Source organism: Paenarthrobacter sp. AMU7, assembly GCF_041200195.1.
GTDB lineage: Bacteria > Actinomycetota > Actinomycetes > Actinomycetales > Micrococcaceae > Arthrobacter.
The window spans coordinates 4,535,545-4,559,759 of the sequence record NZ_CP165735.1 but is presented as its reverse complement, the minus strand read 5'-3'; the positions used below and the strand labels follow the sequence as shown (position 1 = coordinate 4,559,759).

General features: G+C 64.6%; 21 protein-coding genes and 1 pseudogene. 14 read left to right on the top strand and 8 right to left on the bottom strand.

The window, feature by feature from the left end; all coding sequences use genetic code 11:
- Nucleotides 1-36 precede the first annotated feature (36 nt).
- Both ABQM86_RS21045 and ABQM86_RS21040 read right to left on the bottom strand, forming a co-directional pair.
- On the bottom strand, nt 37-378 hold the full coding sequence (locus ABQM86_RS21045) for a CU044_2847 family protein (RefSeq protein WP_207595488.1): 342 nt from the start codon (nt 376-378) through the stop codon (nt 37-39).
- Nucleotides 362-2,998, bottom strand: coding sequence for a CHAT domain-containing protein (locus ABQM86_RS21040; protein ID WP_369745502.1), 2,637 nt, complete (start codon nt 2,996-2,998; stop codon nt 362-364). Before ABQM86_RS21040 ends, ABQM86_RS21045 begins: the two co-directional genes overlap by 17 nt.
- Nucleotides 2,999-3,191: 193 nt before the next feature.
- Here ABQM86_RS21040 and ABQM86_RS21035 point away from each other — a divergent pair, with 193 nt between their 5' ends.
- Complete coding sequence (locus tag ABQM86_RS21035) at nt 3,192-3,392, top strand: hypothetical protein (RefSeq protein ID WP_207595485.1); 201 nt, start codon at nt 3,192-3,194, stop codon at nt 3,390-3,392.
- Between the two features lie 49 nt (nt 3,393-3,441).
- Here ABQM86_RS21035 and ABQM86_RS21030 read toward each other — a convergent pair whose 3' ends face one another.
- Together ABQM86_RS21030 and ABQM86_RS21025 are read right to left on the bottom strand one after the other, a co-directional pair.
- Nucleotides 3,442-4,473, bottom strand: coding sequence for an LLM class flavin-dependent oxidoreductase (locus tag ABQM86_RS21030; RefSeq protein WP_207595484.1), 1,032 nt, complete (start codon nt 4,471-4,473; stop codon nt 3,442-3,444).
- Nucleotides 4,474-4,624: 151 nt separating this feature from the next.
- Nucleotides 4,625-4,999: a YgjV family protein gene (locus ABQM86_RS21025; RefSeq protein WP_207595483.1), complete on the bottom strand. Its 375-nt coding sequence runs from the start codon at nt 4,997-4,999 to the stop codon at nt 4,625-4,627.
- 181 nt (nt 5,000-5,180) lie between these two features.
- Between ABQM86_RS21025 and ABQM86_RS21020 the strand changes: the two genes are divergently transcribed.
- Nucleotides 5,181-6,104, top strand: a complete 924-nt coding sequence (locus ABQM86_RS21020) for a LysR family transcriptional regulator (protein WP_089596932.1) — start codon at nt 5,181-5,183, stop codon at nt 6,102-6,104.
- A gap of 53 nt (nt 6,105-6,157) precedes the next feature.
- Here ABQM86_RS21020 and ABQM86_RS21015 read toward each other — a convergent pair.
- Nucleotides 6,158-6,937: pseudogene (locus ABQM86_RS21015) on the bottom strand (isocitrate lyase/phosphoenolpyruvate mutase family protein).
- Nucleotides 6,938-7,156: 219 nt separating this feature from the next.
- Nucleotides 7,157-8,365 (bottom strand): GGDEF domain-containing protein, encoded by a 1,209-nt coding sequence (locus ABQM86_RS21010; RefSeq protein ID WP_369745501.1) that lies wholly within the window; start codon nt 8,363-8,365, stop codon nt 7,157-7,159.
- A gap of 308 nt (nt 8,366-8,673) precedes the next feature.
- On the opposite strand from ABQM86_RS21010, the gene ABQM86_RS21005 reads away from it, so the two are divergent.
- Complete coding sequence (locus ABQM86_RS21005) at nt 8,674-9,837, top strand: WD40/YVTN/BNR-like repeat-containing protein (protein ID WP_369745500.1); 1,164 nt, start codon at nt 8,674-8,676, stop codon at nt 9,835-9,837.
- Nucleotides 9,838-9,844: 7 nt separating this feature from the next.
- Entirely contained in the window at nt 9,845-10,132 is a 288-nt protein-coding gene (locus ABQM86_RS21000; RefSeq protein WP_369745499.1) for a MoaD/ThiS family protein, read from the top strand.
- A gap of 23 nt (nt 10,133-10,155) precedes the next feature.
- Here the strand turns inward: ABQM86_RS21000 and ABQM86_RS20995 are convergent, their stop codons facing one another.
- Complete coding sequence (locus ABQM86_RS20995) at nt 10,156-10,392, bottom strand: hypothetical protein (protein ID WP_280624807.1); 237 nt, start codon at nt 10,390-10,392, stop codon at nt 10,156-10,158.
- Nucleotides 10,393-10,619: 227 nt separating this feature from the next.
- On the opposite strand from ABQM86_RS20995, the gene ABQM86_RS20990 reads away from it, so the two are divergent.
- Nucleotides 10,620-13,334 carry an FG-GAP-like repeat-containing protein gene (locus ABQM86_RS20990; RefSeq protein ID WP_280624805.1) on the top strand — a complete coding sequence of 905 codons (2,715 nt, stop codon included), beginning with the start codon at nt 10,620-10,622 and terminating at the stop codon, nt 13,332-13,334.
- Nucleotides 13,335-13,469: 135 nt separating this feature from the next.
- Here the strand turns inward: ABQM86_RS20990 and ABQM86_RS20985 are convergent, their stop codons facing one another.
- Complete coding sequence (locus ABQM86_RS20985) at nt 13,470-14,807, bottom strand: MFS transporter (protein WP_369745498.1); 1,338 nt, start codon at nt 14,805-14,807, stop codon at nt 13,470-13,472.
- Nucleotides 14,808-15,012: 205 nt separating this feature from the next.
- Between ABQM86_RS20985 and ABQM86_RS20980 the strand changes: the two genes are divergently transcribed.
- The 9 genes from ABQM86_RS20980 to ABQM86_RS20940 all read left to right on the top strand — a co-directional run bounded on the left by ABQM86_RS20980 (nt 15,013) and on the right by ABQM86_RS20940 (nt 24,205).
- Nucleotides 15,013-15,783, top strand: coding sequence for an IclR family transcriptional regulator (locus ABQM86_RS20980; RefSeq protein ID WP_207595477.1), 771 nt, complete (start codon nt 15,013-15,015; stop codon nt 15,781-15,783).
- A 203-nt stretch (nt 15,784-15,986) separates the two neighbouring features.
- On the top strand, nt 15,987-16,892 hold the full coding sequence (locus ABQM86_RS20975; RefSeq protein WP_369745497.1) for a shikimate dehydrogenase: 906 nt from the start codon (nt 15,987-15,989) through the stop codon (nt 16,890-16,892).
- Entirely contained in the window at nt 16,892-18,766 is a 1,875-nt protein-coding gene (locus tag ABQM86_RS20970) for a bifunctional sugar phosphate isomerase/epimerase/4-hydroxyphenylpyruvate dioxygenase family protein (protein ID WP_280624801.1), read from the top strand. Before ABQM86_RS20975 ends, ABQM86_RS20970 begins: the two co-directional genes overlap by 1 nt.
- Before the next feature lie 53 nt (nt 18,767-18,819).
- Nucleotides 18,820-19,698: a protocatechuate 3,4-dioxygenase subunit beta gene (gene pcaH, locus ABQM86_RS20965; RefSeq protein WP_369745496.1), complete on the top strand. Its 879-nt coding sequence runs from the start codon at nt 18,820-18,822 to the stop codon at nt 19,696-19,698.
- A 4-nt stretch (nt 19,699-19,702) separates the two neighbouring features.
- Complete coding sequence (gene pcaG / locus ABQM86_RS20960) at nt 19,703-20,293, top strand: protocatechuate 3,4-dioxygenase subunit alpha (RefSeq protein ID WP_207595473.1); 591 nt, start codon at nt 19,703-19,705, stop codon at nt 20,291-20,293.
- On the top strand, nt 20,290-21,729 hold the full coding sequence (locus ABQM86_RS20955) for a lyase family protein (protein ID WP_337340056.1): 1,440 nt from the start codon (nt 20,290-20,292) through the stop codon (nt 21,727-21,729). Before pcaG ends, ABQM86_RS20955 begins: the two co-directional genes overlap by 4 nt.
- Nucleotides 21,722-22,525: an alpha/beta fold hydrolase gene (locus ABQM86_RS20950; RefSeq protein ID WP_280624797.1), complete on the top strand. Its 804-nt coding sequence runs from the start codon at nt 21,722-21,724 to the stop codon at nt 22,523-22,525. The genes ABQM86_RS20955 and ABQM86_RS20950 overlap by 8 nt, the downstream gene beginning before the upstream one ends.
- Complete coding sequence (gene pcaC, locus ABQM86_RS20945) at nt 22,522-22,953, top strand: 4-carboxymuconolactone decarboxylase (protein WP_280624795.1); 432 nt, start codon at nt 22,522-22,524, stop codon at nt 22,951-22,953. The genes ABQM86_RS20950 and pcaC overlap by 4 nt, the downstream gene beginning before the upstream one ends.
- A 37-nt stretch (nt 22,954-22,990) precedes the next feature.
- Nucleotides 22,991-24,205 carry a thiolase family protein gene (locus ABQM86_RS20940; RefSeq protein ID WP_280624793.1) on the top strand — a complete coding sequence of 405 codons (1,215 nt, stop codon included), beginning with the start codon at nt 22,991-22,993 and terminating at the stop codon, nt 24,203-24,205.
- Nucleotides 24,206-24,215 lie beyond the last annotated feature (10 nt).

The window sequence follows — 24,215 nt, the reverse complement described above, 5'->3', positions numbered from 1 at the left end:
GGCGATCCAAAAAACAGGCTGTTGAAGGGGCCGGCGTCAGGTTTCCGCCGGCTTGTTCCACGTGAGGCGCACCTTGAAATTGGACGCCGTGCTTGCCGACGCGATGAAAGCGCCCGCCTCGGCATGAAGGTCAATGCCGAACTCCACGCTCACCTCATCCGGCCGGTTCTCCAGGCTCAGGAGCTCATCGATCACCCCCTGCACCGCTGGACGCACATGCGCAAGGGCCCGCTCGAACGTCTGCTGCGCCCGCGCGAATACCCCCGAATGGTCCCCCGCGTGATCACCGCCCCGGGTTACCAGGCTCCCCGCTGCGTTCGCGACCTCCACAACAACCGTTCCGCCGTCGTCGGTGGTGAATTCAACCAACCTGCTCATGTTCCTGTCCCTTCTCCGACGCCCGCAGTCGGCGGGCCGCCACCACGAAACCGATCCCGGCTGCGCACACAACCAGCAGCTGAATCAGCACAAAGTAGGCGTGCGTCCGGTACCAGGACTCAAGGAAGACACCCTTGTCCTGGACCCAGACCAGCGGAACCGTCACCGTGGGCCACAGCAGCAGCCACCCGTACGGCTCGGAAGTGCGGGAGCGCAGGGCAAGGATCCCCGCCCACAAACCGAAGCCCGCATGCACAAAACCGGCGACCACCGCAGTTGGATCCACCGTTTCGGTGAGCCCGGAGAGCCCAAAAAGAGCCCCCGAAACAACAACCCCCGTCATGACCACCCGGGCCATGGTGGTGCGGGCAGGTAGGCCCGCGACCGCCAACAGCAGGTACCCAAGAGGTGCCACCAGGCCGTAAACGATGCGGAGGGAGCCGTCGCCGCCGCTCTCGTACCAATAGTTGTCGTCTAACCACAGGAAGTAGACCGCGAAGCACGCCCCGAGTCCGCCCGCCAAGATCAGTGCGACGCCGCCCCACAGCAGGGGCGTCCGCAGGGGTGGAGCCAACCCGCCAACGGAGATGGGTGCTGGGACGCCGGGTGCTGGCCCCCGGAGGCCAGCGGTCGACGGCGGGACCCCAGCGGGTGCCTCGGCTTTGGTGACGGAAGGGGCTGGGTTCAGTGCTGAACGCGGTTGGGAGCCGGGGCCGGGGGCGGTGTATGGGCCGGGGTTGGCGCGGGTCGGGTCTTTCGTCCGTGCTGGCCGCTCCGGTAGATCCGCCGCCGTGTACGAACCGTGGGGCCTCTGATCGCCAGGCGTCGGAGGCACCTCAGCCGCTTCAGCGGGAGGTGGCTCTTTCGGCTTGGCCTTTTCGATCTCTGCCCGGGCCGCGGTTGCGAGCCGATCGGGATCTGCGGCATTGGGGTCCACGGTGGCCAACTCTGCCGACACGTCCAGCACTGCTTCCCAGGATCCCAGGGAGGAATGGTATCGAAGCTCCCCTTGCAGGTCCGATATCCGTTGCCGGCGCTCGCAGTCCTGGCGTCGGGCGGCGGCGTCAGGGAACCCGGGGTCCTCCTGCACCGCGGCGAAGCCATCAGCCGCGGCCAGCCAGTCTTCGGCTTCCTCTGCTTTGAGCGCTTCACGGTAGGTGCGGTCCAGCTCCAGCCGGTGCCGGGCGTTGTCTCTGAGCGCCGTCGCGTCCCGGTATCCAGGCTCCAGCGTGAGGAGGTCTTCGAACAGTTCCACTGCCTGTTCCAAGCGCCGGGCCCGCAACTCAGCGGACGCCTGGACATACAGGGCCCGCAACTGCGCCCGTTTCATGGCCTGCCCGGCGTTGGCCTGCGGTTCTGTGGCCGGCACCGGCGCCGCCTCGGCCGGCGTGGATTGGCCCTGACCCGTTCCGGGCGGTGAGGCCGGCGCAGATGCGTGGGCTGGTTCCGAAGCTTGACCGCCCGAGGCCCTTGCCGCCGTCGAACTTTCAACCGAAGCCGGCGCGCGCGGTGTTCCTGTGAGTGTGAACAGCTGGGTGGTGCCGCCGCGGACGTAGAGGGCCGGGGTGACCCATTCGAGCGTTCCGTCCGGGCTGGCCATGACAGAGATTCTGCCCACCCGCGCTGCCTCGTCCACGGTGCGACCGTTGGCGATTGCTGCGTAGAAGCCGTGGGCGAAGGCGATGGCGGCGGAGTCGCTGATGGCGAACTGCATGGCGGCCACGGCGCCGATCCCACTCCGGACCAGAGCGGACGCGGTGCCGGAGAAGAGGTCCGACTGCCCCATTTCCCCGGAGGAACACGAGTTCAGCACCACCAGCCGTGGGCGGGGAGCAGCGACGCTGAGCAGGGCCATGAGGCGGACGGCCCGGACCATGGCTGCCCTTCCGTCAGGTCCCACCAGCGCGATCCTGCCTTCGTCGGTGCGGGAGTCGTAGTCGCCGTGGCCTACAAAGTGGACCACATGCCAAGGCCCGGCCAGCAGCATGGATTGCACGTCATCCCAGGTTCCGCTTTTCGCCCAGACCAGCTCCACCCGGCCTTCGGACACCGGCCCGGCCAGGGCCCGGCTCAGATGGTCCTTCTCGGCGGTGACGTCCAAGCTGGGCAGGTCCCGCGGCGAGGCGACGATCCCCAGAATGCGCAGGGGAGGAGCCACATCCAGGGGATTCAGGTTGTAGTCAGGCGCTGGGACATGGCGGAGGAGGGGCTCAGTCTGGCAGAGGTAGGTTTCGGTTTCGGGATCAAACAGGGTCTCCCACGGCATGGTTGCCAGTTCAGGGGCGGACAACCTCAGGACCACCCTGAGCTGCTGGCCTGCATGCTGCGCCGCGCCGAGGCTCGCCCGGTAGGTGCCGTAAACCTCGCGGGTGAACAAGGCCTGGAACAACTGCTGGCCCACTTCACGGACGGCCATCTCAGCCACGGGCATGGTCCTGCGGGCGGCCACGGCGGACGCCAGGACGGTGGCTTCAAGCTGGGGGAGCCGTCCAAGGATGCCCTCCACGTCCAGGGTGAACATGCCCGAGGCATGGCCTCCCGCCGGTGCACGGACCACGCGCACCGTATATTCGCCGCGTGCAGAGCCGGCATCAATCTCCAGCTCGATGTCACAGTCCATCGCGGATCCCTTGTGTGACGGGCGGGCCGGCCGACCATCGAGTGGGCCGGGAGCACCCTTAGGAATAGATTGGCCCTAAGCCCGGCCCGCCACAAGAGCCGGACCCTTGTAGACGCTCCTGACCCGGCCTACGGTTAATCCGGGCCCACGGCGCATCAGAACCCATGGCTCATCTGACGGAAGGCGGTCCGCGATGGAAATTTTCATGTGGTGGCTCGATCTGCACCTCGACAGCAAGGAATGGCTGCGTGAGAACCTGCGCGCCGACGAACTTCCGCTGCCCGTGCTGCAGCATATTGCTGAGGCCGGCGGGCCCCATCCGGACAAGGTCAGCGGCGTGCTGACAGATGCGGATTGGGACTTCATCGAGACACAATCCGAGTTCGTGGACTGACGGCTGGCCGGCCTGACGGGACTGACTGGCTGGCCTGACTGACGGCGGCTTAGCCGGCGGGCTTCCAGCCCAATGCCGGCCCCAGTTTGACTGCAATGTCGGTGAGGATCTGTACGTAGTCCTCATGGTCAAAGCTGAAGGGCAGCGCGAAGGCCACTTCGTCCACTTCCTGGAATCCTCGGTGGGCGTAGAGCTGCTCGGCGATGTCATCGCTGGTGCCGATGATGTCCTGTGCGAACATCATGCCCTTCGGCCCTTGGGGCGCGCGGGTGCGTGGCGTACGTTCGTCGACGTAGCGTTGGTACTTCTTCCGCTGGGCAGCTGAGGCCGAGTCTGTGGGAATCACTACCAGGCCTTGCGAGGCCCGGGCGGTGTTCCCCGACTGGGCTGCGGCTTCACGGTAGGCGCGGATCTGTGACTGCTGGACTCCGGCGAAGTCCGGTTCTTGGTCCTTGTCCGGGAAGATCACACTGCTGGAGAGAAGATTGAAGCCGTTCTCCCCTGCCCACACCGCCGATTTCATACTCGCCGCCCCATACCAAAGCCGCGAACGCAGCCCGGCGGAGTGTGGTTCCACGCGGTTGGAGAATTCTTCCACCACGCCCTGCTTACCGGAGAAGTCCCGCACTTTCTCCCCGGCGATCAGGCGGGCAAGCCGGTTCACGCGGGCGTAGCTGAAGTCCTCCACGCCGGCAGTGTCCGGGTAGAGCTCATGTTTTACGGTGTCGTAATTCATGGGTTCGCCGACGCTCAGCCCCGGATTGATCCGACCGCCGGAGAGGAGGTCCACGGTGGCCAGGTCTTCCGCAAGGCGCAAAGGGTTTTCCCAGCCCAACGGAGTCACCGCGGTGCCCAGCTCAATCCTGGAGGTGCGCTGGCTTGCCGCAGCCATGACCGCTACCGGCGAGGAGATCCCGAACTGCAGGTGGCGGTGCCGGAGCCACGCACTGTCGAAGCCAAGCCTCTCCCCGAGCTCGATGATCTCCAACGTGGACTGGTGCCCGGCAGCGGGATCCGTGGGATCGAACAGGCCAATAGTGAGGAAACCAAGCTTGCGCAGGGGATGTTCGGGGGTGGGCATGGGCTTCCTTCACGGTAGGGCGGCGGCTACTTGCCCAGAATAGGCTCCGGTCCCGCTGACGACGGCGGGACGTTACCTTTTGTGATGCCCGGACCGTTCACAGCGGAAGGACTGCTCGTGGCGGCGGGGCCACGCGCGGCGTGCGGTCGGGCTAGGCGCAGGTGGCGACTGGGCGGGCGGCGGCGACGATCACCTGGGCGGCAGTGTCGGGGGCAAGAGAGTGGATCTCGTGAGCATGGGGCGTCACGTGCTCAGCCTGCATGGGCTGCACAGGACGCTGCGCGGGGCCCTCCTTGGCCCGCATCCGGAGAAGCGCCACAGCGGAGATCAGGAACCACGCCACGTTGGTCACCACGGAGGGCCAGGCCCCATGAAGGGTGCCGTTGACGATGAAGGCGCACGAACCAAAGAGGTTCACGGTCTGGAAGGTGGTGCCCGCCTGCAACCAGCCCATGGACACTGCCATGTAGCCGCCGAGCATTGCCACTGCGCCGGCCCAGCCGGTGATTTCGAACAGCAGTTCCATGGGAGTCCTTTCAAGATTTTGGGCACCCCGGTGACGCCGGCGGGCGGCGTGTGGTCCGGAGTGGAGGCTTGATTCGCTAGACGTGTTGCGTTGCTGAATCGTGCTTTTGAGTCAATATTGAGTGACGATGACCTTTAGATCAATTGCAATATTCTGAAGACCGTGTTTAGGAGTGCTTAACATGGATGTGGACCCACGCCGGCTGCTGGTTCTCCTTGCTGTCGCCCGCACTGGAGGCGTTCTGGCGGCGGCTGACGAACTGCGGATTACGCCGTCTGCGGTGTCGCAGCAGCTCAGCAAACTCGAGACTGAGGCAGGTCAGGCGTTACTCCTGCGCACCCCCAAAGGATCAATGCTCACACCCGCCGGCTTGGCCATGGCAGAGGCAGGGGAAGAGATAGAACGGGCACTCAACGTCGCCCGCGCCCGGATGCAAAGCGAGGTCAACATCGCAGGAGTTGTGCGGGTGGGCGGATTCACCAGTTTCATGCGCACAGTGGTGATCCCGCGACTTCCCGAGTGGCGCAGCCAATACCCTCAGCTGCAGATACAGATCGTTGAGGACAGCTTCCCGGCGGTGATGCGGCTGCTTCGCCAGCGACAGTTGGATGCTGTGGTCATCGAACAGGATTCGACGGCGGCAGAGCAGCATCCGATGGCGGCCGGAATGGTCCAGGAGCCCCTGCTGGATGAGCCGTGGAAGCTCGTGGTGCCCGCAGGAAGCCTGCTTGGTACGGACAACATCGACCTAAGCCGCTTGCACTTGCCATGGCTGGGGGTGGAGCCGTCAGCAGCCAATACTGCAGTGCTCGGACGCCTCCGCCACTCGACGGGAGCACGGATTGAGACTGTCCATCAGTACCACGACACCCTCACCGCGCTGGCGCTCGTCGCTGCCGGCGAGGGGGTGGCCATTGTGCCCACCCTGGCGCTGACCGGCGTTGTCCACGACCATGTAGACATCCTGGACGTTCCTGGGCTGGGCACCCGCCATATCGCCCTGCGACGCTTCGATCGGCGACGGGCAGCGAGTCTTCCTGTGGACACGGTGGCCCGGCTGCTGAGGGAATCCGCGGCGGCGTTCGATACCCGATCGGCCTCCTGACCTGTCCCGCCTTCGAGGACGGGACAGGTACAGGCAGGCACACGCAGGCGGCGCTAGTTCAGCGCCGGAGTGTCGGCAGGGATGACACCGGAGCCGTACAGGTCCGAGGCCAGATCCTGAAGCGCACGCAGGGCCACCCGCTGGGTGAACGGACCGTAGGACACGCGTGCCACGCCAAGTTCCTGAAGCTATGCGGCCGGCAGCGCTCCCGGCGCGCCGATCACGGAGAGCTTCCCGTGCCCGAGGCCTTCCACCAAGGGCTCGATGACCTCACGGGTCATGGCACCTGGCACGAAGACCAGCGAAGCTCCGGCGTCCAGGAAGGCGCGACCCCGCGCGATGGCGTCCTGGATGCTCTCCTCAATCGGCCGGTCTCCACCCCGGGCAATCGCGTCGGTGCGCGCATTCAGCTGGAACGGGATGCCTTCCCCGGCGGCAGCCGAGATGATGGCCTGTACGCGGGCAACGGCCTCGTCGAAGGGCCGCAAGCGGTCTTCAACGTTTGCGCCCACCACGCCAATTCCAATCGCCCGGCGGATGGTTTCGGCAGGGTTGTCGTAGCCATCGTCCAGGTCTGCGGTGACCGGGTGATCCACGGCGTCGACAATTCGCTTCACACCGTCCAGCGCCACGTCCAGGGGCATGGTTCCGTCGGCATATCCGAAGGCTGCCGCAATGGAATGCCCCGCAGTGGCGATGGCCTTCGTTTCAGGAAGTCCTGCAATCGTGCGGGCACTGATGGCGTCCCACACATTGACCACACTCAGGATTTCAGGGGCTTCGTGCAGGGCTTTCAGCTGTTGTGCACGTGCATTGATGTTTACTTCAGTCATCGTCGCTCTCCGTAACTGTTGTTCTTCGTGCTCCACGGGTGGGACCAATCCCACTTGCCTCCCACAGCCTAGGCATAACGTCACGCAACGCGATACCAAGCGCCCGCGGGCAGTGAACGGCCTACCCTTGACTCATGGCCTTCTCCAGGCTTGGCACCGCAGCCGCAGAGCCGTTGGCGTTGGTGCGCTCACCGATGGCCAGATAGGCGGACTACTGAATTACGACGGCGGGTGGCTGGCTTCAGCCGCGGCTTCCGCGTCCGCGGGGTCCGCACCTACAACCCTGTTCCGTCCCTGGGCCTTGGCACTGTAGAGGGCGGCATCTGCCACATTGATCAGGAAGGCCAGGTCCTGGACGTCCGCGCCGGTGGACGTCACGCCGTAGCTCACTGTCGGGAATGGCAGGCCATCCGGACCCTTCATGGCCGCCAGCCGACCACTGATGTCGGATGCGATGGCTTCAGCCCGCTGTTGTGTCGCTCCCGGCAGCAGCAGGACGAATTCTTCCCCGCCATACCGCGCCACGAGGTCTGACGACCTGACCGAAGAAGTGCAGGCCGCAGCAAAAGCCCGGAGCGCGGAGTCGCCGGCTGCGTGACCATGCTCATCGTTGACGGCTTTGAAGTTGTCCAAATCCGCAAGGATCAGCGCTGCACCTCGTGGGGACGACTCCGCAAGAGACCGGGCGGCCAGCTCCAGGAAAGCACCCCTGTTAAGCAGGCCCGTCAGGTGGTCACGATCGGCACGTTCCCGGAGGCGTTTGATCAACTGCTTGTTGCTGAGTGTGTTCATGGTGGAGGACACTGCCACCAGCAGGATCAAATGCATCAGAGCGGCCGGAGCATACCCAAAAAATGTTCGGAAGACCTGGCTGGTGGGCCCGTCCAGGACAAAGCTGACGGTCCGGAACAGGTAATACAAGGCTGTCAGCCCGGCAATGATCGACAGAAACCTGGTAATCCTGGACCGGACTGGTTTGGCGAACCACAGTTCCAGCCCCGCCAACGTGATACCCAACGTTGTCAGGCCCAGGTACACCAAACCGCCGGACCATACGCTGTTCCCCGGGTCATCCAGTGCAGATGCGATACCGCTGGGAATGGACGCAGCCGCCAGGAACCAGGGATGCACTCGGTGGTCGCGCAGTGTGCGCGCTCCCGCCCAGATGCAGAAGCTTCCGGCAACAACCAGGACCTTGCCCACGGGGTTGGCCCACAGCTGGAAGTCAGTACCGTTCAGCAGGAAAGCGGCATTGCCCACCAAAAAGAGGCATAAAGCTACGCGCCACCACTCGGCGTAGGGCGAGCGTCTCCGCTGGGACGAGACACAGGAAATGACGATCAGGGTCAGAACGACCAAGCCGAGGACCATCCTGACGGAGAAGGGGTCCAGAACAATCGTTCCCTCTTGCAGCGAAACTGCTATCACGACGCGGCCCCGCTACCGGGCTACAACCGCGGAGTTCCCTCGTGATGGCCTCATGGCTCTTTGACCTCGCAAAACATCTGATCCCCCAGCAAGTTGTTTCGGTCTCATGACCGCAAAACCACAGTCAAGCACGTTTTCTCCAGTGCCGGTGGAGGTTGGTCGCTTTAACTCCCTAAAAGTTTTCTCGATTTTTGCGTCACGATCTGGAGTTTGACCACACTGTAACCGTAGGGGTTGTTCTTGCCCTGCAAAGGGGACTATCCACATAGGCCCAAAAACCGTTGCCACCCACCCGCCCTGGTGGTTCGATGGGACGCATGGCAACCGCAGATACCGCAGAGAGTTATGTCATTGCGATCGGGACCAAGAAAGGCCTGTGGCTGGCAACCAGCCCCGACCGGAAAGAATGGTCCCTCTCCGGCCCGCACTTCCTGATGAGCGAGATTCCCAGCATCGGGATAGATACGCGGGACGGCAAAACCCGGATTATGGTGGGCGTGAGATCAGAGCATTGGGGACCCACCGTGGCCCACTCTGATGACCTTGGTGACACCTGGACCGAGCCCGAGCAAGGTGCCATCAAATTCCCGGACGGCACTGATGCCGCCTTGGAACGCGTTTGGCAGATCTACCCCGACGCCGACTCCCGCCCTGGCGTTGTCTGGGCCGGGTGCGAGCCGATTTCAGTATGGAAGTCCACCGACGGGGGCGAACACTTCGAGTTGAACCGCGGACTGTGGGACCACCCGCACCGCAGCGAGTGGGGTGCCGGCTATGGCGGCGCGGCGGCGCACTCGATTGTGGTTGATCCTTCCGGCGAGAAGGTCCACATCGCCATGAGCACGGGCGGCGTTTACAGATCGCTCGACGGCGGGACCTCCTGGGAGCCCCGAAACAAAGGCATCTCGGCCTACTTCATGCCCGATCCCAACCCGGAGTTCGGTCAGTGCGTCCACAAGATTGCAGCGGACGCGGCCGTCGAAGGCCGTTTGTACGCGCAGAACCATCACGGCGTGTACCGCACGGATGACAACGGGGAGAACTGGGATTCCATCGCGGACGGACTGCCTGCGGACTTCGGCTTTGTCATGCTGACGCACCCGCGGCGTGAAGGAACAGCGTGGGTGATTCCGCTGAAGGCCGATGGAGAACGCATCCCGCCGGACAGCAGGCTCAGTGTTCACCGCACCAACGACGCCGGCAACACCTGGACAGAACTTCATACCGGACTGCCGGACCACGAATACAACGCCGTACTGCGCGACGCCGCGTCCGTGGACACCGCCGAGCCCGTCGGCGTGTATTTCGGCACGCGTGGAGGTGCCGTATATGCCAGCGCCGACGAGGGCGGGACCTTTACTGAAGTGGCCTCGCACTTGCCGGACGTCCTGTGCGTGAGGGCCGCCGTCGTGGTGGGAAGCCCCAGGGGCGCCGCACGTGCAGGGCAAGCCAGCGCCCCGGTACCTGGTTAGGCCCGTTGTGGCTGACTTTACGGTCCTGTTGCCTGGTGTCCTGCAGCCACTCGTCGGCGGACAGTCCTATCTGACTGCGTCCGCCGACGGGGCTGTGACCGTTGGACAGTTGCTTGATTCGGTGACCGGAGATTACCCGGTGCTGGCCAGGCGCTTGCGTGATGAAACCGGGTCGCTGCGTCGTTTCGTGAATATTTACGTGAACGGTGATGAGGTCCGGCGTCTGAAGGGTCTTGATACGGAGGTTGCAGCCGGCCAGGAGGTCCTGATAGTCCAGTCCGTGGCCGGTGGCTGAGCGGGGTTTGGGGTCAGGCCGGTTCAGGCGACGCGCCAAACACTGCATTCGTCGGTATTGATGGCTTTCCTCATACCGGAGGCGTGATCCATGATCCAGACAACGCCGATACCCGGCGCGGTTTCCTGGACCTGTCCGCGGCGGATGACCACGTCATCATAGGCGGGTCCCACGGACAGTCGGGCTTCGATCTCGTCTCCACGGTGGAGCTGGCTGATCGCGCGTACTCGTGTTGTGTGTGTTGTGACTTCCTTCAACATGGTGGCCTCCTGGGCTGGAGCTGGTGCCTGCACTTGCCGGCCCTTCCAGTGTGGCGTGGCAATGTTGCCACGGTATTTCGGGGTGGTTAGGGTCCGGTTAGCATTCCGGGTTGGTTGCATTTCCGGTGACGCAGCCCCGCCTTCCCGGCGCATCGCGGGTGCGGCTGTAGCCTGATCTCGGTTCTTGAGACTCACAGGAACCACAGGCTCCGTCCCCGGGAGATTTAATGGGTGTTTTGCGGCGATCCATCGCGTTGTCCACAGGCTTGGTGGTGTTTGCCACCGGCCTGTTTTTTGTTCAGGCCCCCGCCACGGCCGTTCCAGTGCCGGGTCCGGATAATCCGAACGTCCAGTTCGTCGAGGGCACCCCGCATTCTGATCACACGTTCGAGACGCCGCCGGCTGACGATGCACCCAAGGGACAGTCCGACGTCGACTCCCTCCTCCGTGACGGTGCGGCAGCGATTGGCCCCGCCGGGGACATCCGTGTCCGGCTGGTGACGGCAAAGCTGGCGGACAACGCCAACACTGTCTCCATGGCCGACGCCGAAAAGACGGTGGAGGCCGCCAGCAAGTACTGGCAGGCGATGTCGGCCAACAAACTGTCCATGACGGTGAACAGCAAGGTTGCCGGGCACCAGTCCAGGGCGAAGTCGACCGACAGCTACAGCTCCATCATCTCCACCATCACCAGCGAGCTGAACTGGTCCGCGAGCCCGTACACGGCGCTTGTGATCTACATTCCCACCACCACCCTGTCCGGGAACGCTCTCGGCGCCGGCTACAGCAGCGGCAGTTACAGTGGCCGCGTCTTGATGCCGCAGATCAGCAACTTCTCCAATAACGTGATGAGCCATGAGTTCGGGCACGTCATTGGCATGATGCACGCTGATGCCCTGCAGTGCCGCAGCGGGGCATCCGACGTCGGCGTCAACAGCAATGGCCAGTTCACGGACCCGTCCTGCTACATCCGCGAATACGGCGACACCACAGACATCATGGGCGCTGCGCAGTGGAACTCGCCGGTCATCAGCTCCACGTTTTGGGACTACGGAGGCCTCGGTCGAGGCGACGAAATCCGCGATACCGGCGTGGCCACGGGAGTCAAGAGTTACACCCTGAAGCCCTGGGGCGGCACAGAGGCCCAGCGCGCCATCAAGTTCACGGATCCTGTCAGCCGGGAGGTCTACTACCTGGAACTCCGGCAGCCTGTGGGTGCTTACGACAGCTACCTCTCTGGCGGCAACAAGGGCGTCAAAATCGTCCAGCGCGGCGGTGCCACCATCGCCTCGTCACTGATTCTTATGCCGGACACCACCCCTTTTAATGGTTGGTACAGCCAGAACCATGCCTGGCAGGCAGGCAGCACTTTCACCACCTATACGGGCACCAGGGTGACCATCAACTCGGTCAGCGCCACGTCGGCCACGGTGACCATCAACGCTGACACCAAACTGAAGACGCGGATGAGCTTTTCCGCCGGCGATTTCGACGGCGACAAGCTTGCCGACGTCCTTTCCCGCGAAGCGGACGGTTCGCTTCTGCTCTATGCAGGGCTGCCCGGAAACCGTCTTGAAGAGCCCGTGCGAATTGGCAGTGGCTGGGATATTTTCAACGCTGTACTGGGCACCTCCGATTTCAACGGTGACGGCTTCGCTGACATTCTGGCGCGCAGCAGCGACGGCGCTCTGTGGCTCTACCCGGGCAACGGCAAGGGCGGGTTCCTGCCACGCCTGCAGGTAGGTATTGGCTGGCAGGGCTTCACCCAGTTGGTGGCTCCTGGTGACTTCAACGGCGATGGCCGGGCAGACCTGGTGGCAAGCGGAACCGATGGCCGGCTGTGGCTCTATCCCGGAAACGGCTCCGGAGGCTTCCTGGCCCAGCGGCAGATCGGCCAGGGCTGGGATGCGTTCACCAGTCTTTCGGCGGCGGGAACGTTCGGGGGCGGTATAGCAGGACTCCTGGCCCGTTCGTCGGACGGCACCCTCTACGTCTACCCCGGCGACGGCAAGGGCAGCCTCCTGCCGCGTACCGCCGTCGGGACTGGATGGAACCTGGCGGGCGACATCGTCGGCGGGCAGGAATTTACCGGAGACGGCAAAGCCGACGTCCTCGGCGTCGGTTCACGCATGACCCTTTATCCCGGTGACGGGACCGGCTTCGCGGACCGCTTGGCGATTGGAACCGGTTGGAACCAGTTCAGCCAGGTGTGGGAGGCGGGGGATTTCGACGGCGATGCTGTCGCTGACATTTTGGCCCGCGGCACCAATGGCATCCTGTGGCTCTACCCTGGCAACGGTTCGGGTGGTTTCTTGCCGCGCGTGCAGGTGGGGACGGGCTGGAACGTCTTCACGTCAGTTTTGAGTGTGGGCGATTTTGATGGTGACAAGCACCCGGATCTTGTGGCCAGGGCCTCCGATGGGACGCTGTGGCTGTACCCGACCGACGGGAAGGGCCAGTTCCTTGCCCGCAAACAGATCGGCACTGGCTGGCAGGGCTTCACGCAGATGCTGGCGCCGGGCGACTTCTCCGGTGATGGAAAGGCTGACATCCTGGCGCGCGCCGCGGATGGAACCTTATGGCTTTACCCCGGAAATGGGGCCGGGGGATTCCAGCCATGGAAGCAGGTCGGTACCGGGTGGAATATCTTCAATGCGGTGATGCAGGGCAGCGACTTCAACGGTGACGGTCGGGAAGATGTCCTTGCCCGGGGGACGGACGGGGCGCTGTGGCTTTACCCGGGCAACGGCAGCGGAGGGTTCCTCGCACGGCAGTACCTGGGCTCTGGATGGAACATGTTCACCTCCTTCGCTGCCCTCGGCAACGCTTTCACGGGCACAGGCGATCCGACCCTGGTTGGTGTAGCCGGCGACGGAACGCTGCTGCTTTACTCCGGGACGGGCACGGGAAAGTTCAAGCCGGTGGCGGTGGACCCGCGGTAGCATCGGCGAGGTCTGGCGGCTCCTTCCCCGTTGCCATAAGCCCTCAGGTTTAGGGCAAGCAAAAACCCGGAATGTCTCGTGACAGTCCGGGTTTTCGCTGCCTTGGTCCCAGCTCACTGGGAAGAAGCGTCGGGCTTAGGCGTGCTGGGCTTGCTTGGGCAGGCCGAGCTCCGCAGTTGGGGTCTTGGCTGATTCGCGGGCCGTCATGGCTGAGACGGCTGCGATCACGCAGATCACGGCGGTGAAGATGGAGATCTGCACCCACCCGCCGGGCTTGGTTCCGCCCAGTGCAGTCACGATTGCCGGGGCGAACCCTGCCATGAGGAAGCCCAGCTGGGTGCCGATAGCCAGGCCGGAGAAGCGGACCTTGGTGCTGAACATTTCACCGTAGAAGGACGGCCATACTGCGTTGGCAGCGGCGTACCCGAAGGAGAAGAACACCACGGACACCAGGAACATCAGCGGCACATTGCCCGATTCCAGGGTGAGCAGGAAGACCGGGGTCATGACGGCGCTGGCAAGGGCGCCGTAGATGAAGACGGGCTTGCGGCCGATCCTGTCCGAAAGCATGCCGAACAGGGGCTGTGTTCCGAGGGCCACGATGTTGGCTACAACTACGAGCCACAGGGTGATGGTGCTGTTGACCCCGGCGACGTCCTGGGCGTACTTGATGGCGAGCGTTCCGAACACGGTGCTCACTGCGGCGATGAAGGCGCAGCAGACGACGCGCAGGGCATCGCGCCAGTGCAGGCGGAGCAGGTCGGCAACAGGGAGCTTGGAGATTTCGTTGTTCTTCTTGGCTTCTGCGAATGCCGGGGGCTCGTGCAGCGTGCGGCGGATAAAGAACGCCACCAGAACCACGACAGCGCTCAACCAGAACGGAATACGCCAGCCGATGCCGTACTTGATGTCGTCCGGCAGGGCCACCACAGGAATGAAGACCAGCGCTGCCAGGATCTGGCCGCCCTGGGTGCCGGTGAGGGTCCACGAGGTGAAGAACGAGCGGCGGTTGTCCGGAGCGTGCTCCAGCGTCATGGACGAGGCGCCAGCCTGCTCGCCGGCAGCCGAGAGGCCCTGGCAAAGACGGGCCAGAACCAGCAGGACGGGCGCCCACCAGCCGATGGTCTTGAAGTCGGGGAGACAGCCGATCACAAAGGTAGCTGCACCCATCAGGACCAAGGTGAACATGAGCACCTTCTGCCGGCCGATCCTGTCACCGAAGTGGCCCAGGATCACCGCGCCCACGGGGCGGGCAACATAAGCGAAGCCAAACGTCGCGAAGGACATGATGGCCGCGTTGGCATCGGCGGACGGGAAGAACACGTGGGGGAAGATCAGGGCCGCGGCCGAGCCGAAGATGAAGAAGTCGTAGTACTCGACGGCGCTGCCCAGGAAGCTGGCAAGCGCGGCTTTCTTGGGGGTTCCGGCGGCGGTTTCAGTGCCTGGCGTCGCTGACGGCATTGTTTGGCTCATGGGTGGTTCCTTCTGTGACGACGATGTCGCGGATCTGGCTTTCGTGGGGAGACCCAAGCGAGGTGCGGCCGGTCAATCCCAGACAAGTAACCACATGGTGAGAGTTACTTGTGCAATACAGCAATAGTGGCTGTGAGTGGGGTCACTTGTCAAGAGAAGTCACCACCATCTAGAAATAGCTCTCACTATGTGAGAGCATCGAGCTATGAGTGTGAAAGAGGACACAAAGACAGACATGGTCGGCAAGGCACTGAGCTTGTTGGTACTACTGGGCGATGAGCCGCGCGGCGCCAGTGCGGCGGATCTTGCGAGGAGTGCCGGGCTGCCGTTCAGCACCACATACCGCCTGCTGGGCTCGCTGACGCGCGATGGCTTTGTGGATTACGAGCCCGACGGGCGCCGGTATCACTTGGGCTTGCGCGTCTTCCAGCTCGGTCAGCGGGTATCGAACCACCATGGGTTCGCCGCAACTGCGCTGCCCGTCCTGCAGCGGGTTACTGATCGCACGCATGAGGCCACCATCCTCTCCGTCCGCGATGGCAACCACCATCTGACGGTCAACAAGGTGGACGGCCCCAAGACCTTCCGCGTCACCAGTGACCCTGGCCATCTCGGGGCGCTCCATACAACTTCGGTGGGCAAGGCGATCGTGGCGTTCGAGGATGAGATTGAGCGCAAGCGGCTCTTGGAGGAGCTCCCCCTGGATCCGCTCACCCAGCATTCCATCACCGATCGCGACACGTTTCGTGAGGAGATCGAGCAAGTCCGGCGGCAGGGCTACGCCGTGATGGACGAAGAGAATGAGATCGGCATGCGCGCCGTCGCTGTTCCCGTCCTCAATTCGCAGGGTCACGCCTTCGCCTCTGTGGCCGTCGCCGTGCCGGTGTTTCGCATGACCATGGAGGAGCTGATCGCCCACGTGCCCACCCTGCAGGAGGCTGCGGCTGAACTCGCGGCCCGCCTGCCCCAGCGCTAATCCCAACCAGGTGACAGCAACTGTCGCTATGAGCCCCCAGTGGAGCGTTATCTGTTACCTGGTTGGGAGTGCCCTTCGCAGATGTTCGCGATAAGAACATGCGTGCGGAATATGAACACTTGTAGTAATCTAAGAACACCCGGTCAGGCGGCGCCCCCAAAAGGCGTCGAATCCCGCGGTGCTGAAGTCAAAGGAGCTTTAGGATGAGCAACCGAGCCGAGTCCGTTCTGGTGGGCCTCATAGGCGAAGGCGTTATGCCCTCGCTCACGCCGCCCATGCACGAACGCGAAGCCGATGTGCAGGGCCTTCGCTTGCTGTACCGCCCTATCGACCTGCTGGAACTCGAGTTGCCGGCCACCGCCGTCGGGGATCTCCTGACTGCCGCCCAGCGCATGGGCTTCAACGGCCTCAACATCACGCACCCGTGCAAGCAGCTGGTGCTACAGCACCTTGATGAAATTTCCGACGACGCCCGTCGCCTGGGTGCCGTCAATACAGTCTTGATTCAGGACGGTCGGCTTATTGGCCACAACACCGACTTCTCCGGCTTCGGCTCGGCGCTCGCCGACGGGCTGCCCGGGGCGACGCTGGACCGCGTGGTCCAGCTGGGCGCAGGCGGCGCCGGCTCGGCCGTGGCCTACGCGCTCCTCACAGCCGGCGTCGGCACGCTGGACCTCGTGGACATGGATCCTGCGCGTGCTGCGGAACGTGCCGCAGAGCTCGGCGGGCTCTTCCCCGAAGCCACCGTCACGCCGCGGAGCACCGACGAACTCCCGCAGATCATGCCCCTTGCCGACGGCCTGGTGCACTGCACGCCGGTCGGAATGGCCGCCCACCCCGGCCTGCCGCTGGACATCGATCTCCTGGAACCGCGCCACTGGGTGGCGGACATCGTCTACCGCCCCATCGAAACCCAGCTGGTCCGCGAAGCGCGCGCCAAGGGCTGCGACGTCCTCGACGGCGGCCGGATGGCGGTCGGCCAGGCGGCCGACGCCTTCAGGCTCATCACCGGACGGGATGCCGACCGCGACCGCATGCGCGCACACTTTCTGGAGCTGATCGCCGCCGAGGATGCAGCAGCCCCGGCACTCGCGAAGGCAGGCCGCTGATGCGCACAGGAATCGCCACCGTCTGCCTGTCCGGCACTTTGAAAGAGAAGATGCAGGCCTGCGCCATTGCTGGCTTCGACGGAATCGAGATCTTCGAGCAGGACCTTGTGACCTCGCCGCACAGTCCGGAAGAAGTCCGGAAAATGGCGGCGGATCTCGGGTTGGGCTTGGATTTGTACCAGCCGTTCCGGGATTTCGACGGCGTCACTCCGGACTTGCTGAAGGCCAACCTTAAGCGCGCCGAGGCCAAGTTCAACCTGATGGAACGCCTGGGCATGGACACCATCCTGGTCTGCTCCAACGTCGCCACGGCAACCATCGACGATGACGCGCTGAGGGCCGGGCAGCTGGCCGAACTCGCCGAACTTGCGGGGGCCCACGGCGTCAACGTTGCTTACGAAGCGCTGGCCTGGGGCAAGTATGTCAACGACTACGAGCACGCCTACCGCCTGGTGGAGATGGTGAACCACCCCAACCTGGGCACCTGCCTGGACTCCTTCCACATCCTCTCCCGTGACTGGGACACCGCGCCCATCGAGGACATCAACGCGGAGAAGATCTTCTTCGTCCAGGTTGCCGATGCCCCCAAGCTCTCCATGGACGTCCTCTCCTGGAGCCGCCACTACCGCGTGTTCCCGGGCGAAGGGCAGTTCGAGCTCGCAAAGTTCATGGGCCACGTCGTCCGGGCCGGCTACACGGGGCCGGTCTCCTTGGAAGTCTTTAATGACGTCTTCCGGCAGTCCGACACGGATCGCACCGCCGTTGACGCCATGCGTTCGTTGATCTGGCTGGAGGAGCAGAGCGCCCAGTGGCTGGCAAGCAGCCCCGCGGGAACCGAAGCCGCCGGCAACGAAAGCGCGTCCCGCCGTCGTTATCCCATGGAACTTGCCACGCTGCCCAAGGTGAACGAACCCGCCGGCTTCAACTTCGCCGAGGTCAAGGCTGACGACACCGCGCAGCTGGAGAAGCTCCTGGGCCAGCTCGGCTTCGGGTTCGAAGGCCGCCACCGCACCAAGGACGTCCAACTATGGACCATGGGACAGGCGCGCGTGATCATCAACGAACAGGCGGCACAAAACGCTGAACCGGCCATTGCCGCTTTGGGATTCGACGTCGACTCTCCAGTGATTGCCTCCGCTCGCGCCCAGCAGCTCAAGGCTCCCGTGGTGGCCCGCAAGGTCCAGGCGGACGAGGAGGTCTTCCAAGGCATCTCCGCACCGGACTCCACCGAGATCTTCCTCTGCCAGGGCAGCCCGGATGGGACCGCGGCGTGGACGCACGAGTTCGGCGAAGGCCAGGAGCACGCCTCCAGCGCACAGAACGCAGTGATTGACCACGTCAACCTGGCCCAGCCGTGGCAACACTTTGACGAGGCTGTGCTCTTCTACACCAGCGCGTTGGCTTTGGAACCACAGCCGTTCGCTGAGGTTCCCAGCCCCAATGGCCTGGTGCGCTCGCAGGTCATGGAGACCAGCAACGGTGCGATCAGGCTGGTCCTGAACCTGGCGCCCGCGCAGCAGGCCCAAACAGCCCGTAAAACGTACCAGGAACACATCGCCTTCGCCGTGGACGACCTCGTGGCGGCTGCCCGCTCCGCCCAAGGAAGAGGCCTTGAGTTCCTGCAAATTCCGGCCAACTATTACGAGGACCTGGACGCCCGGTTCGATCTTGAACCCGGTTTCCTGGCCACCCTCAAGGAGCTCAACCTCCTGTATGACCGGGACGCCAACGGCGAATTCCTCCACTTCTACACCGCCACCGTGGGCAGTGTGTTCTTCGAAATGGTGGAGCGCCGCGGCAATTACGACGGCTACGGGGCGCCCAACGCCCCGGTGCGCCACGCCGTCCAATACGACTCGCTCCACCGGGTGTAAACCCGCCCCGCCCCGCAAACCCAAGAGAACCCACCAACCGAAAGGAGCCGGCCGTGCCGCAAGAACAGATAGCACAGGCGCTCGAATCCGAGGAACTCGTGCCGCCCGCTGAGCCACACGCCGCAAATGCCGCCCATCCAGCCAAGAAGGTGGAAACCCAAGCGGATCTCAGTGCTGAGATCAAGGGCATCGGGGACCGCTACGCCGAGGCGTTGAAGAACGGCAAGGGACCGGAGACCATGCCGCGGCTGGATTACGCGCCGTACCGCAGCAGCATCCTGCGCCATCCCACCAAGAGCCTGCACCACGCGGACCCGGAGACCATTGAGCTTTACTCGCCGGCATTCGGACACCAGGACGTGCACGCCCTGGAATCCGACCTGACCATCCAGCACAACGGCGAACCGCAGGGTGAGCGCATCATCGTATCCGGCCGCGTACTCGATGGTGATGGCCGTCCGGTGGCGGGCCAGCTGGTGGAGATCTGGCAGGCCAACGCATCAGGCCGCTACATCCACAAGCGCGACCAGCACCCCGCACCGCTGGACCCGAACTTCACCGGCGTCGGCCGGTGCATCACCGGTGACGACGGCTCGTACAGCTTCACCACCATCAAGCCCGGCGCCTACCCGTGGAAGAACCACCTGAACGCCTGGCGCCCGGCGCACATCCACTTCTCCATGTTCGGCTCGGAGTTCACCCAGCGGATCGTCACCCAGATGTACTTCCCGGGCGACCAGCTCTTCCCGCTGGATCCCATCTACCAGTCCATCGTGGACCAGGATGCCCGCGACCGCCTGGTGGCCCAATACGACCATGAGCTCACCAGCCCCGAGTGGGCCCTCGGCTACAAGTGGGACATCATCCTGACCGGTTCCAAGCGCACCTGGACCGAAAACGAAGCATACGGCGACGCCGGGGACGAGGAGTAAGCGCATGAGCAAGCTGGCACCCACACCGGGCCAGACCGTAGGACCCTTCTACGGCTACGCCCTCCCCTTTAACAAGGACAACGAACTCCTGGCTCCCGGCAGCCCCGGCAGCATCCGCCTCCAAGGCACCGTGTACGACGGCGCCGGTGATGCCATTCCGGACGCCATCCTGGAAATCTGGCAGCCGGATTCCGACGGCAACATCGTCCAGCGCACCGGTTCCCTGGTCCGCGACGGCTACACCTTCACCGGGTGGGGCCGTGGCTCCGTGGGCAACTCCGGCGTCTACACGTTCACCACCGTCAACCCCGGCCCCACGGCACCCGGCGCAGCACCGTTCATCTCCGTGGCCGTGTTTGCCCGTGGCCTCATGAACCGCCTCTTCACCCGCGTCTACCTGCCGGAGAACGAGGAAGCCCTGGCCAACGATCCTTTGCTGAGCTCCCTGGACCCCGAGCGCCGCAAGACGCTCATCGCCCGCCGCGATCCTGACGGCGGCCTCACCTGGGACATCCGCCTGCAGGGTGGCGACGAGACCGTCTTCCTGGATTTCCAGCAGGACGGCTCGCTGGATCTGGCGACGGACCAGGCATGACCAACGGCGACTTCGGCCTCCTCAGCCCCGTCTCGGCCTCGCCCACTGTGGCGGCGCTGACGGGCGACCGTGCCGTGATCACGGCAATCCTCGACGTCGAAGCCTCCTGGGCTGCCGTCCTTGAGGAGGCGGGACTGGCTCCCGCAGGATCCGCCGCCGTGGTGGCCGAAGCCGCCGATGCCGGTTCTTACGACGTTCTTTCGGTAGCGGAACGCGCCCAGGGTGGCGGAAACCCGGTCATCCCCCTGCTCGGTGATCTGCGGGCCCGGGTCCGGGAGTTGGATACCGCCGGCGTTGGCGCGAATTCCGCTGTCCACACCTCGCTGACCAGCCAGGACGTCCTCGACTCCGCGCTCATGCTGCTCGCCAGCCGCACCGTTACGGCGTTGCTGGCAGAGGCCAAGGGCACGACGACGGCGCTGGCTACCTTGGCGGAGCAACATGCGGACACGCTGTGCGTGGGCAGGAGCCTGACGCAGCATGCGCTTCCGTACACGTTCGGGCTCAAGGCGGCCCAGTGGTTCCAGGGCGTGGCCGCTGCTGCTGAGCGGTTGGAGTCCCTGGAGTTGCCGGTGCAGTTTGGTGGGGCTGGGGGAACGCTGGCCTCGGGTACCAAGCTGACTGCAGGATCGGCCGCGACGCCGTTCACACTGGCCGATGCGCTGGCCGCCGCACTGGGCCTCGCACCCGCTGCCGCTCCGTGGCACACCAACCGCCTCGCGATCACTGCCCTCGGCGACGGGCTCGCTGCACTGATCGATTCCTTCGGCAAGATTGCTGCCGACCTGCTGTTCCTGAGCCGCCCGGAAGTCGGCGAACTTGGCGAACCGTTGGCGGCCGGACGAGGAGTTTCCTCGGCCATGCCGCAGAAGCAGAACCCTGTCTTGTCGGTGCTGATCCGCAGTGCGGCGTTGCAGGCTCCCGGGCTGGCATCGCAACTCCATCTCGCGGCTGCAACTTTCAACGACGAGCGGCCGGACGGCGCCTGGCATAGTGAATGGCCGGCCCTCCGCCAGTTGCTCGCCCTGGCCATGGGCGCTGCGGGACACCTCCGCGAACTCGCAGAAGGCCTCCGGGTCTTCCCCGACGCAATGCGCCGGAACCTCGACATCTCGGGGCCGTTGCTCCTCAGCGAAGGGGTGGTGGCCGCCGTCGCACCGCTCCTGGGTGAGGAAGGAAAGCAGAAGCTGCAGGCCGTCGTCGACGAAACCTTGAAGGCGGCCGCCGCCGAACAGACCCGCATTTACACCAAACTGCTGCGCGAAACCGTTCCGGCGGACCAGCTCTCGGACGCCGGACTTGAGGCGCTGCTGGATCCGGCGAGCTACCTTGGCGAAGCGCGTGAGATCAGCCGCCGTATCCTCGCCGCGTACCCGCACTTTGCAGCGCCCACTAAAGGGATCGAAGCCTCATCGAAGGGAGCCACTCGTGGCTAAGCCAACTGTCAAGGCCGTGCTGCTCTCCCCGCAGCGCGAACTGGGAGCGAAGCCGCTCCTGGTGGTGGGCCCGTCGCTGGGCACCTCCACTGTGCTGTGGACGGAAACCGCTGCCCTCCTGGGCGACGAGTACGACGTCATCGGCTGGGACCTCCCCGGCCACGGCATCTCGCCGACCACCACCGAAGGTTTCGAAGTTGCGGAACTGGCGGACGCCGTCGTCGATCTTGTCGACTCTGTTTCGCCGGGCGGAAAGTTCCACTACGCCGGTGTCTCCCTGGGCGGGGCCACCGGCCTGCAGCTCGGGATCAAGCACGGCGACCGCCTCCGCAGCCTGTCTGTCCAGTGCACCGGTGCCAAGCTCGGCACCCCGGAAGGCTGGCTGGAACGCGCGGAGACCGTCCGCAAACTGGGCACGCCCGTGATGATCCAAGGCTCCGCGGAGCGTTGGTTTGCGCCCGGATTCATGGACCGCCAGCCGGACATCAGCAGTCGCCTCCTGCACGCCCTGCGCGACGCCGACCGCTTCGGCTACTCGTTCTGCTGCGAAGCCCTGGCGTCGTTCGACGTCCGCGAGCAGCTCGGCAGCATCACCGTCCCCACGCTGGCGATCGCCGGCGTCGAAGATTCTGTTGCTCCGCCGTCGTTCGCCGAGGCTGTTGCCGCCGGTATTACCGCAGGCGGCGGTACCGCCCGGGCTGTAGCGCTCGACGGCGTCGCCCACCTCGCCCCCGCCGAGGCGCCCGCCGCCGTGGCGGAATTGATGCGCACCTTCATGAAGGAGAACGGACTGTGACTACTTCCGACCACAACGGCGCCGTACAGCCCGGCGCTACCGCCCAGGACATTTACGACGCCGGCATGGTGGTCCGCCGGGAAGTGCTGGGCGATGCGCACGTGGACCGGGCCAACGCCACCAAGGATTCCTTTACCGAGGACTACCAGGACATGATCACCAGGATCGCCTGGGGTGGCATCTGGACGCGACCCGGCCTCAGCCGGCAAATGCGATCCGCGGTCACCCTCACAGCACTGGTGGCCCACGGTCACTGGGAGGAGCTCGCCATGCACGTCCGGGCGGCCCTCAACAACGGCCTCAGCAGGGACGAGATCAAGGAAATCCTGCTGCAGACCGCCATTTATTGCAGTGTTCCGTCGGCCAATTCGGCCTTCAAGACGGCCCAGAAAGTATTCGCTGACCTGGACGCCAACGAACCCAACTAAGTCCCCCACCCAGGTGGGAAGAACGAAAGAGAAACCCATGAACCAGGCTTTTGTGTACGACGCCGTGCGCACGCCCTTTGGCAAGTTCGGCTCCGGCCTTGCCGCTGTCCGTCCCGATGACCTTGCCGCGCATGTGGTCCGTGAGTCTGTTCGCCGGGCGCCGGGGCTGGATGTTGAGCGGATCGACGAGGTGGTGTTCGGCAACGCCAACGGTGCAGGCGAGGAAAACCGCAACGTGGCCCGCATGGCTACCCTGTTGGCTGGCTTGCCGGTCTCCATCCCGGGCACCACGGTCAACCGGCTGTGCGGCTCGTCCCTGGACGCGGCGATCATCGCTTCGCGGCAGATCAACGCCGGCGACGCCGACCTCATGCTGGTAGGCGGTGCCGAATCCATGAGCCGTGCGCCGTGGGTGTTGCCAAAGACCTCCAAGCCCTACCCGGCCGGGGATATGACCCTCGCTTCCACCACGCTGGGTTGGCGTTTGGTGAACCCTGCGATGAACAAGGACTGGACCATCTCCCTGGGTGAGGCCACAGAGCGGCTGCGCGAGAAGTACGGGATCACCCGGGAGCGGCAGGATGCTTTTGCGGCTGATTCGCACAATCTGGCCGACGCTGCGTGGAACGAAGGCTTCTACGATTCTTTGGTGTCGCAGGTTCCGGGCACTGATCTGGTCCGTGATGAGGGCATCCGTGCCGGATCATCGGCGGAGAAGCTGGCCGGGTTGAAGACGGTGTTCCGGCCTGAGTCGTCGGGGCCCGACGGCGGTACGGTCACCGCCGGGAATGCCTCGCCGTTGTCTGATGGTGCTTCGGCGGCATGGATCGGTTCGGAAGCGGCTGCTGGGATGCTGGGCCTGGAGCCCCTCGCCCGCATTGCCGGCCGCGGCGCGCATGGCAATGATCCCCAGTTCTTCGGATTCGCCCCGGTTGAAGCGGCGAACAAGGCCCTCGCTAAGGCGGGCATCGGCTGGGACCAGGTTGGCGCCGTCGAACTTAATGAAGCGTTCGCCGCGCAGTCGCTGGCGTGCGTTGACGCATGGGGGATCGACCCCGGGATCGTGAACCGCCACGGCGGTGCGATCGCGATGGGCCACCCGCTGGGTGCCTCCGGTACCCGCATCCTTGGCACGCTGGCCCGTTCCTTGCAGGCTTCCGGGCAGCGCTGGGGCGTTGCAGCGATCTGCATCGGCGTGGGCCAAGGACTGGCCGTGGTGCTCGAAAACGTCACTGCCGGCGCTTCGGCATAGAAAGGGCTGG

Bases quoted from the DNA above. Each gene is read 5' to 3' on its own strand.
- ABQM86_RS21045 (WP_207595488.1), bottom strand. From the start codon at position 378: ATGAGCAGGTTGGTTGAATTCACCACCGACGACGGCGGAACGGTTGTT.
- ABQM86_RS21040 (WP_369745502.1), bottom strand. From the start codon at position 2,998: ATGGACTGTGACATCGAGCTGGAGATTGATGCCGGCTCTGCACGCGGC.
- ABQM86_RS21035 (WP_207595485.1), top strand. From the start codon at position 3,192: ATGGAAATTTTCATGTGGTGGCTCGATCTGCACCTCGACAGCAAGGAA.
- ABQM86_RS21030 (WP_207595484.1), bottom strand. From the start codon at position 4,473: ATGCCCACCCCCGAACATCCCCTGCGCAAGCTTGGTTTCCTCACTATT.
- ABQM86_RS21025 (WP_207595483.1), bottom strand. From the start codon at position 4,999: ATGGAACTGCTGTTCGAAATCACCGGCTGGGCCGGCGCAGTGGCAATG.
- ABQM86_RS21020 (WP_089596932.1), top strand. From the start codon at position 5,181: ATGGATGTGGACCCACGCCGGCTGCTGGTTCTCCTTGCTGTCGCCCGC.
- ABQM86_RS21005 (WP_369745500.1), top strand. From the start codon at position 8,674: ATGGGACGCATGGCAACCGCAGATACCGCAGAGAGTTATGTCATTGCG.
- ABQM86_RS20995 (WP_280624807.1), bottom strand. From the start codon at position 10,392: ATGTTGAAGGAAGTCACAACACACACAACACGAGTACGCGCGATCAGC.
- ABQM86_RS20990 (WP_280624805.1), top strand. From the start codon at position 10,620: ATGGGTGTTTTGCGGCGATCCATCGCGTTGTCCACAGGCTTGGTGGTG.
- ABQM86_RS20985 (WP_369745498.1), bottom strand. From the start codon at position 14,807: ATGAGCCAAACAATGCCGTCAGCGACGCCAGGCACTGAAACCGCCGCC.
- ABQM86_RS20980 (WP_207595477.1), top strand. From the start codon at position 15,013: ATGAGTGTGAAAGAGGACACAAAGACAGACATGGTCGGCAAGGCACTG.
- ABQM86_RS20975 (WP_369745497.1), top strand. From the start codon at position 15,987: ATGAGCAACCGAGCCGAGTCCGTTCTGGTGGGCCTCATAGGCGAAGGC.
- ABQM86_RS20970 (WP_280624801.1), top strand. From the start codon at position 16,892: ATGCGCACAGGAATCGCCACCGTCTGCCTGTCCGGCACTTTGAAAGAG.
- pcaG (WP_207595473.1), top strand. From the start codon at position 19,703: ATGAGCAAGCTGGCACCCACACCGGGCCAGACCGTAGGACCCTTCTAC.
- ABQM86_RS20955 (WP_337340056.1), top strand. From the start codon at position 20,290: ATGACCAACGGCGACTTCGGCCTCCTCAGCCCCGTCTCGGCCTCGCCC.
- ABQM86_RS20940 (WP_280624793.1), top strand. From the start codon at position 22,991: ATGAACCAGGCTTTTGTGTACGACGCCGTGCGCACGCCCTTTGGCAAG.